Origin of the sequence: uncultured Candidatus Kuenenia sp., from assembly GCF_900696675.1 — a bacterium.
Classification (GTDB): Bacteria; Planctomycetota; Brocadiia; order Brocadiales; family Brocadiaceae; genus Kuenenia; species Kuenenia stuttgartiensis_A.
Window position 1 is genome coordinate 1 of the sequence record NZ_CAADGZ010000171.1, and the last position, 6,022, is coordinate 6,022.

The following is a 6,022-nucleotide window of genomic DNA, read 5'->3' on the forward strand; positions in this document are numbered from 1 at the left end:
CCTCGCTTCCCTTATTCTACGCCCTAAGTTTAACATCTACTCACTATACTTTCAACCCTTCATGCAGATACTTTCAACCTCCTTTACCACGTATTTCAAGGCTTACAGCGTTTTCGTTCAGACACTAGTTACGATATTTTCAAGTTTTATTGCAAGGGCATCTAATGTCCCTGAAATTGCAAAGGTTGACGATGCCAATAATTTCCTCAAAATTAACGTCATGAGTTGTCTTTGGCTTGGCGGAAGTGCAAATAAATTTTCCCTTTGTAAATAGGCTGAAACCAGGTCATAAAGCCTTTGTTCATCAGGAGACGGGACAAACTCTTGCGTTATTGCCATTCTATTGGTGTATTTTACATATTCTAATACCTGCCTGCGGAGCGTCCTTATACAAATGGGTTTTAGTCTTTCTTTAAGATTATGGAAATCATTTTCATTCGCTAATCTGGCAAACTGATTTTTATAACTCTTTAAATCACCAAAGGTATAATCATCAATGATACTGACTAAACCATATAGTTCTAACAAAGAATTTTGGAGCGGCGTTGCGGTAAGCAGCATTTTTGGAGCGTGGGCTACGGCATTTTTGACGGCAGTGGCAATTTTATTTGACGGCTTATAAACGTTTCTTAATCTATGTGCTTCATCGATGACCACTAAGTCCCAAGGGATATTTTTGATATAAACATCTTTAGCCCTTGCAAAATGGTATGAGCAAATGATTATTTCGTTCTGGTTGAAGGGGTTTAAGTTTCCTTTTTTAATTTCCTGATTAAAAGAAGGCGTTTCCAGTATAAGTGATGAAAGGTAGAATTTATCCAGTAATTCCTGATTCCATTGCTTACGAAGGTTTGATGGCACTATAACCAGAATTTTCCGTTTTCTTTCAGCCCATTTTTGAGATATAACCAGACCGGCCTCGATGGTTTTCCCCAGACCTACCTCGTCCGCCAGTATAGCACCCTTTGAAAGCGGGGAATGGAAGGCAAATAAAGCAGCCTCGACCTGATGCGGATTTAAGTCTACCTGGGCGTCTAAAAGAGAAGAAGCCAGCTTTTGCAAACTATCTGAAGAACTGCGTTTTGTAAGCTCAAAAGCAAAATATTTTGCGTGGTAAGGCGTTATTTGCATTAATTATAGCATTCAGGGAATTATTTACTCTTTAAACAAAAGACCCAAATTACCTATTTTCTTTAGGTTTGTGTGTGGAGTATAAATCATTCAAAAACTTATTTCAATACCCGTTCATAATTCATACTTTCTGAGTGGCTTTGCGTGGGAAAAGAAAAAACTTTCTATTACAACTCGTTTGGGTTAGTGGATTTTAGGAGTACGGGGGATTGTTTAATTTATACTCAAGATGCTCATAAAATGTGAATTTTAAATTGATGATATGGTGGCACGGACAAACCTTGTTTGTCCGTGTTGAACTGGTACGACATTGTCTATAAATCACCAATGGTGAACCTCTTGAGTATCACTATTTCTACAAAAGTACAAAGGAATATACTCTTAAGTGCCTATGGTAACCCTTTTTGTTATGGCGCTGCTAATTCCTCTGCCTTTGGCAGATCCTTAATGTTTTTTAAGCCGAAATGTTCAAGAAATTTCTTTGTAGTGCCGTATAATAAAGGGTGTCCAAGAGATTCGTCCCTCCCAACTACCTTAACAAGGTCTTTTTCCATTAGTAGTCTTATGATTTGACCTGATTGAACGCCGCGGATAGACTCAACATCAGCCCGCAATACAGGCTGTTTGTATGCAATGATTGCAAGTGTTTCCAGTGAGGCCGAAGAAAGTTTTGTTTCAGCCGATTTTTTACGCAGTTTCGATATCCATTCGTGATACTCAGGCAGTGTGTAGAGTTGGAAGCCGCCTGCAATCTCTTCAATCTGGAATGCCCTCCCCTGCTGATTATATTCTTGTTGCAGTAAAGTAATGGCTTCCTTTATGAGGGCGGCGTCAACATCATCGATAATGTTACATATTTTTTTGCTGGAAAGAGGTTCTTCCGCAGAAAACAGCAACGCTTCAACAATGGGTTTTATTTCTTCAATGTTTTTCATAGTGGGAAAAATATCGTATCAATTCCTGCTTAATGACTCACTTGATTTGCCAGGTATATTCCTGCAATTCGATTTTGATTTTTTCGATTGCATTCTGTACCGCTTTTACTGCGGCATTTGTAGAGATGGTCGCTCCCGTGATTGCTGTAATTTTTTCTTTATCCGCAACTTTGGAAACTACCAGTTGATTATATGTCTTATCTTTAAATTGTTCCTGAAACCATGGACGCAGTTCCGTTGCCGCTCCATTCCCGGAATTATTGCCTTCTTTTCCCTGATGCATGTTAAATTCAGGCAATTGTTGGATTTTCCCATGGTCAACCCCTGAAGTTTTCCCGAAAAAACTCATTAAAACGCTCAATAAAGTATCAGAGCTTTCCTTTTCTACCATTTTCGTGCCGAGGCCAGGTGTTTCCCGCTGTGAGATGATATCGATTCCGAGAATTTTTTCCAGATTTGAATCGAGCCCCACCATTACATTTATTCTGCTTGAATATCCCTGCGCTTCACCGCTTGCCGCATATCCTATCAATTCCCCTTCACCATTTACGCCCTTGTATATTTTGTCCTGATTCTTTGTATTGGGCGGAGAAATTTCTTCCGGTGTTTCATCAATGCCGGGAAGCACCGTAAAGAGCGCCCTGGTGCGAACCTCCGACTCTTTTTCCCTTATTTTTTCTTTCGTAGTCAGGTACGTTGAGGAAACACCAATTGATGCCAGAAGGGTAACAATCGTTAGAACTACCGGGTATTGGACTTTTTTTTTCATGTTCTATTTTTTTACTTTTGAACCATAAAGGCGTGGTTTTGTGAATCGGTCAATAAGAGGAGTCGCAGTGTTCATGATCAGAATTGAATAACAAACGCCCTCGGGATAACCTGAATAAAACCGGATTAAAATAGTTAATAACCCCGCCCCAACAGAAAAAATTAACATCCCTTTTTTTGTAAGAGGAGTGGTTACCATGTCTGTCGCCATAAAAAATGCGCCCAAAAAGAGGCCTCCGGCAAATAAATGGTAAAAAGGGTTATTTGCCCATGGGGTAATTGTACGAGGAGGCAGAAAAATCGATACGACAAAAACGGTCAAAAGATACGCAACAGGCACGTACCATTTTATACATTTTTTATACAGAAGGTATAATCCCCCTGCAAGCAGCGCAATCGCGGAGGTCTCTCCAATACAACCCGGCACACTGCCAATCAACAACTGGTAAAAATTATATAATTCTGCCCCGGATTCCTTTGCAAGAGGGGTTGCCCTGGTTACCGCATCCAGAAGCAGGCCGCTTTCCCCCGTACTGGTAATGTTTTTCAATACATTCATTGCGCCCGGATCTGAAAAGAATCGCCAATCTGAATTTACCGAAACAGGATATGCCACCTGCAAAAAAGCGCGTGCAGCAAGTGCAGGATTCCATATATTATTCCCTAAACCACCAAAAGAGTGTTTAACAACAGCGATCGCAAAAAACGATCCTACCACAGGGACATACCACGGAGCGCCTGGAGGCAATGTATAAGCAAGCAAGATGGCGGTAACAATGGCGCTGCCATCCTTAATCATTGCAAAAGCAGGCTGCTTTTTCATAAGTGAAATGACAATTTCCGTGACGAGAGCAGTAAGGCAACATAAACCAATAACAAAGAGGACATAATAACCAAAAACAAAAATGGCAGCGAATCCTGCAGGAAGTAAAGAGAGAACGACAGTCCACATGATATGAGAAATGCTGTCATTGTCTCTCATATGAGGCGATGAACTGACGATTAAAGGAGTTACGCTCTGAGTAGTATTTGTCATAGTTTTTACTTTATGCCGATTATTTTTACGTTACACGATAGAAACGAATGCTATTTCTTTGTTTTTTGTTTTGCAATAAGGGCCTTTGTAAATTTGATGTGATGCACAATAGGCCGTTTTGCAGGGCAAATATAAGTGCAACAGCCGCATTCTTTGCATTCAAGAACATTATTCTCCAACGCAAGGGAAATATTCATGGATTCCCCCATAATACTTAACTCGCTTGGGTTGAGTCCGTATGGGCAACTGACGATGCACCGCCCGCACCGTATACATGCATGAGATTCATAGTGCGGCTGGTTTTTCAGAACAAGAATTCCACCCGTTCCCTTAATCGTCACGGCGTTATCGATGCTCCCCTGCGCAATGCCCATCATTGGACCCCCAAAGATAATCTTATTGAGGCCAACAGAGGTTCCGGTGATTTCTAATAAATCCCGGACTGGCGTTCCAATGCGGACGCGCAAATTTTGAGGTTTATTGACTCCATTCCCCGTTACCGTAATTATTCTTTCGATCAAAGGACGCTTATATTTCACCGCATTATTGATTGCAAACGCCGTTGCAACATTTATAACGACAGCGCCTGCCTCCATGGGGAGTTGAGTGGGTTTGAATTCACGACGTAATAATGCTTTAATAAGCTGATGTTCTGCACCCTGAGGGTATTTTACTTCCAATAAATCTATTTTAATGGAAGGATCTCCAGCCAGGGTATTTTTCAATAATTCGTAGACGTCTTTTTTATTCGCTTCAATGCCGATATGCGCTTTTTTACAACCAATGCATTTCATAACAAGCCGCAATCCCTCAAGGACTTCATTTGCATTGTTACGCATAACGTAATGATCGCAGGTAAGATATGGCTCGCATTCCGCCCCGTTCATCACGATAGTATCTATCGTTTTATCTTTTGGGGGAGTAAGTTTTACGTGTGTGGGGAATGTTGCGCCGCCAAGTCCTACAATACCGGCGGAGAAAACCCTTTGTCTGATCTCTTCCGGGGTGATATTTTCAGTGTCCTGTTCAACGTTTAACGTCTCAGCCCATTCTTCCTCGCCGGAATTCTCGATAACTACCGCCAGAGACTTTGCACCGGCGACAGGATGCGGATATGGCGACACATCAACGACCTTGCCGCAAACGGAAGCATGTATGTTGGAGGAAACAAAACCATGCGCCTCGCCAATTAACTGTCCGATTTTTACCTGATCCCCTTTGTTGACAATGGGTTTTGCCGGCGCGCCAATGTGTTGATTCATAAACAGATATACTTTTTTTGGAATCGGGGAGCAAATCTCACTTATTTCAGAAGTAAGCACTTTTCCATCCTCTTTGGGATGTATCCCCCCTGCAAAAGTATTCAATTTTGATTTCATTAATGCGTACATTTAGTACCTTATCAGTAATTTCTTTGCACTTTTTGGCAAAATATTAATTTTTTAATCTGTGCAATCGTTCGACTGAGCTTGCGACGAAGTCTGTGTAATCTGTTGTTCCGCCTTTCGTATTATGATATGAAAAAAAGGCTCTTATAATTTAGCTTTCAATTCTGTAAAATCAAACGAGAAAATGGAAAAATCGATACTACAGATATTCTGAAGTAATTATTCGTAACACTTTAGTTTTTTGAAAAATTCCAATAATCGCAATGTGGGGGCGAAGCATTTGCTTTAAATTGTCATAAATGCGTTCATACCCAAACGGGAAAATGCTTCGCCCCTACTTTTTCAAAAAACTAAAGTGTTACAATTATTCCGAAAGGTTGCGCCGGCGTATTATCGATAAATGTTAATAATAAAAGCTTGCACTTTTATGTAGGAATACGCTTTGAGAGGAATGATATACTGCCCGGATAGGTAACTATAGAGTATGTTTATTTATTCTTATATAAACAAATCTTCCTGGCGGGTTCAAGTTTGCAACTCAATGTCATTAAGTTAAGAATTATTGCAACACTTTGGTTTTAAAAAAAACGTATTACCGATAAGCTCCGTAGGAGCAACCTGTTTGTAGTAGATAGGGATACCATAACAGATATTAGCTCCGTCAGGAGCGGCCTGTCTTCCTGTCAATCATATACAGGCCGCTCCTACGGAGCTATTTACCTGTTGAATTTTATTGTGCTACAAACAGACCGCCCCTAAAGGGG

Annotated in this window: 5 protein-coding genes; all 5 read right to left on the reverse strand. The window is 40.7% G+C overall.

What is annotated here, in order from left to right:
• Window positions 1-117: 117 nt before the first annotated feature.
• On the reverse strand, window positions 118-1,131 hold the full coding sequence (locus tag QZT26_RS16025; protein ID WP_295103605.1) for a DEAD/DEAH box helicase: 1,014 nt from the start codon (window positions 1,129-1,131) through the stop codon (window positions 118-120).
• Between the two features lie 407 nt (window positions 1,132-1,538).
• Window positions 1,539-2,066, reverse strand: a complete 528-nt coding sequence (gene scpB / locus QZT26_RS16030) for an SMC-Scp complex subunit ScpB (RefSeq protein WP_099326677.1) — start codon at window positions 2,064-2,066, stop codon at window positions 1,539-1,541.
• A gap of 37 nt (window positions 2,067-2,103) precedes the next feature.
• Window positions 2,104-2,835, reverse strand: coding sequence for an FMN-binding protein (locus tag QZT26_RS16035; RefSeq protein WP_099326678.1), 732 nt, complete (start codon window positions 2,833-2,835; stop codon window positions 2,104-2,106).
• A 3-nt stretch (window positions 2,836-2,838) separates the two neighbouring features.
• Complete coding sequence (locus QZT26_RS16040; RefSeq protein ID WP_099326679.1) at window positions 2,839-3,870, reverse strand: RnfABCDGE type electron transport complex subunit D; 1,032 nt, start codon at window positions 3,868-3,870, stop codon at window positions 2,839-2,841.
• 50 nt (window positions 3,871-3,920) lie between these two features.
• On the reverse strand, window positions 3,921-5,237 hold the full coding sequence (gene rsxC, locus QZT26_RS16045) for an electron transport complex subunit RsxC (RefSeq protein ID WP_157820727.1): 1,317 nt from the start codon (window positions 5,235-5,237) through the stop codon (window positions 3,921-3,923).
• Window positions 5,238-6,022 lie beyond the last annotated feature (785 nt).

What these genes read in the sequence shown, in the direction of transcription:
- QZT26_RS16035 (WP_099326678.1), bottom strand. Translation starts at nt 2,835, where the DNA reads ATGAAAAAAAAAGTCCAATACCCGGTAGTTCTAACGATTGTTACCCTT.
- scpB (WP_099326677.1), bottom strand. Translation starts at nt 2,066, where the DNA reads ATGAAAAACATTGAAGAAATAAAACCCATTGTTGAAGCGTTGCTGTTT.
- QZT26_RS16025 (WP_295103605.1), bottom strand. Translation starts at nt 1,131, where the DNA reads ATGCAAATAACGCCTTACCACGCAAAATATTTTGCTTTTGAGCTTACA.
- QZT26_RS16040 (WP_099326679.1), bottom strand. Translation starts at nt 3,870, where the DNA reads ATGACAAATACTACTCAGAGCGTAACTCCTTTAATCGTCAGTTCATCG.